The following is a 2,384-nucleotide window of genomic DNA, read 5'->3' as shown; positions in this document are numbered from 1 at the left end:
CGTGAAAGCACTTCCCGTTAGTCAAAATTATACAAGCTTCCTACATGGAATGGCTATATTTTACAGATGAATCCATAGCAATGTTCCGATAATTGCCCAATAATAACCGGTCTTATGCTAATATCCTCGTTCTTCCCTTTTGGCATCAGTTGTGTTATATTAGTTCGTACCTAAAATTATTAGGCAGCACCTAAATGGTTGAATATACATATACTGAACATACAAAGGTGGTTTGAAAGCGATGCTCATATGGATGCTGCGCCAAGTGATGGCAGAACGCGGAATTTGGACAGGAGCCGCACTGTCCCGTCTACTGAAAGACAAAGCCGGCTACGAGCTGTCTCCCCCCTCGATCAGCGCCCTGCTGAACGGCAATCCGAAGCAGATAAAGGCCGATACGATGGATGCGCTGTGCACAGCTCTCGACTGCACTCCTAGCGACTTATGGCATCATACCCCATCGAACGTTAGAGGGGCCTAGACGTTTATTGAAACTGGAGGTAACGAGCATGTCGGAAAAAGAAATCCTTCCCTTCGGAGATCCGATTCTCCGCAAAAAAGCCAAACCCGTTACGGAAATAACATCGAGAATTCACAAGCTGCTGGATGATATGGCGGATACCCTGTACGCGGAAGAAGGCAGAGCCGGCCTGGCCGCACCGCAGATCGGCATTCTCCGCAGGGTGATCGTCATGGACTGCGGGGACGGGCTCATTGAGCTGATCAATCCGGTGCTGCTCGAGCACGCCGGAGAACAGACCGGACCGGAAGCCTGCTTATCCTACCCCGGGTATACCGGTATTGTGAAGCGGGCGAAATACGTGAAGATCAGTACGTTAACCCGTGAGGGCAACACGATTGTAATGGAGGCAGAGGATTATTTGGCACGCTGCATTCAGCACGAGATGGACCATCTCGACGGGATTTTGTATATCGACCATATCCAAAACGGGGAGCTGTTTGTCAATCGGACGGAACGCAGAGCGGATTTGATGGCTGCCTTAAAGCTGACTCAGAACGTTTAGCTGCACTTCTATGCTCTTATTGACATCCCATAAAGTCTCTTTATAAGTCCCCACATATGAAAAAATAAGGAGCTGTCCAAAGGTCATCACGACCCGGGAACGGCTCCTTTTTATAAAGAAAAATAATGTTATTAACGGTGCGCTGTATACTGATTAGCCTTACTAAAGCTGCGGATCCGTTCGATCTCCTCGTCAGTGAGAGCCGGAGCGTCTCCAGCCGCAGTATTGTGGATCAGCTGCTCCAGGGAGCTTGCTCCCGCGATGGCCGTCGCCACGACCGGATTCGCCAAGGCATACCGGATCGCGGTCTGCCCCATACTCCGGTCATTCTTGACCAGGCGCTGCAATTGCTCGCGGATCTGGATCAGTTCGTCGGAACTGTAATCCAGGTACCCCTTCGCCACTTTCGCTCCGCCCTGCTCGGTCAGGACACCGGAAGCCACCGGACCGCGTGCGATGACACTGATACGGTTATCGGCCAGTAAAGGCAGCACCTCTTCCTCTGGGCGGCGGTCCAGAATGCTGTACTGGCTCATGACGCTGACGATTCCGGAACGCTTTACGTATTCCCGGATCACGTTCGGACGGATCGACGAAATGCCGTAATAGCGGATCACGCCCTCCTGCTTCAGCTCCTCAAACGCCTCGATCGTCTCGTCAATCGGATCGTCCAGAGTACCGCCATGGAGCTGGTACAGATCAATATAATCTGTTTGGAGGCGGCGAAGGCTTTCCTTTACCGCAGAGCGGATATACGCTTTGGAAGGGTCCCATACCCAACCTTCTTTACCAGGAATTCTCCGGTTTCCTACCTTCGTCGCCAGAACAACGTCCTGCCGGCGTCCGCGGATCGCCTTACCGACAATTTCTTCGTTTCTGCCGCTGTCGTAGAGATCCGCGGTGTCCAAAAAATTCACGCCCCGCTCCAGCGCCGCGTGAACGATTCGCTCAGCCTGCGCCTCGTCGGTTCCCAAGGACATACAGCCCAGTCCGATCTCGCTGATGTTCAGTTCCGATGTTCCCAATTGGTTCCTTTTCATTAATTTCACCTGTCCCTTCCCCTGGAATTACCCTTTTAAAATCAGCAAATGAATGGCGCTCAGCACGATGCCGATCACGAACCCGCAAATCGCGCCGTTGACCCGGATCCACTGCAGGTCGCTGCCGACCTTCTCCTCCAGCATGTTGACGAGCGACTGATCGTCCAGCTTGTCCAGATTTTCCCGAACCAGCACGCCGATGCGATAATAATTGGATTCCACCAGCTGAACGATCATTGCCAGAACCCCTTGTTCCCACCGGTGGGTAACTCTCCTTGGATTGCAACAATCATGGGACCAGCGGAACAGACGAATCCAT

The 2,384-nt window shown here is 52.4% G+C and carries 4 protein-coding genes; 2 read left to right on the top strand and 2 right to left on the bottom strand.

Annotation, left to right across the window (positions count from 1 at the left end):
* The first annotated feature begins 241 nt into the window (after nucleotides 1-241).
* Together CPT76_RS06965 and def are read left to right on the top strand one after the other, a co-directional pair.
* A complete protein-coding gene (locus tag CPT76_RS06965) occupies nucleotides 242-481 on the top strand; it encodes a helix-turn-helix domain-containing protein (protein WP_105442361.1) in 240 nt (79 codons plus the stop codon).
* A gap of 28 nt (nucleotides 482-509) precedes the next feature.
* Nucleotides 510-1,025 (top strand): peptide deformylase, encoded by a 516-nt coding sequence (def, locus tag CPT76_RS06960; RefSeq protein WP_105442360.1) that lies wholly within the window; start codon nucleotides 510-512, stop codon nucleotides 1,023-1,025.
* Nucleotides 1,026-1,156: 131 nt separating this feature from the next.
* On the opposite strand, the gene CPT76_RS06955 is transcribed toward def, so the two are convergent.
* On the bottom strand, nucleotides 1,157-2,065 hold the full coding sequence (locus tag CPT76_RS06955) for an aldo/keto reductase (RefSeq protein ID WP_105442407.1): 909 nt from the start codon (nucleotides 2,063-2,065) through the stop codon (nucleotides 1,157-1,159).
* A gap of 27 nt (nucleotides 2,066-2,092) precedes the next feature.
* A partial coding sequence (locus CPT76_RS06950; RefSeq protein ID WP_146116177.1) for a DUF445 family protein occupies nucleotides 2,093-2,384 on the bottom strand: 292 nt, incomplete at its 5' end.

Origin of the sequence: Paenibacillus sp. AR247, assembly GCF_002968895.1 — a bacterium.
GTDB classification, from domain to species: Bacteria; Bacillota; Bacilli; order Paenibacillales; family Paenibacillaceae; genus Paenibacillus_AQ; species Paenibacillus_AQ favisporus.
The sequence above is the reverse complement of the archived record's forward strand: the minus strand, read 5'-3'. Positions and strand labels throughout refer to the sequence as shown.

What these genes read in the sequence shown, in the direction of transcription:
- CPT76_RS06965 (WP_105442361.1), top strand. Translation starts at nt 242, where the DNA reads ATGCTCATATGGATGCTGCGCCAAGTGATGGCAGAACGCGGAATTTGG.
- def (WP_105442360.1), top strand. Translation starts at nt 510, where the DNA reads ATGTCGGAAAAAGAAATCCTTCCCTTCGGAGATCCGATTCTCCGCAAA.
- CPT76_RS06955 (WP_105442407.1), bottom strand. Translation starts at nt 2,065, where the DNA reads ATGAAAAGGAACCAATTGGGAACATCGGAACTGAACATCAGCGAGATC.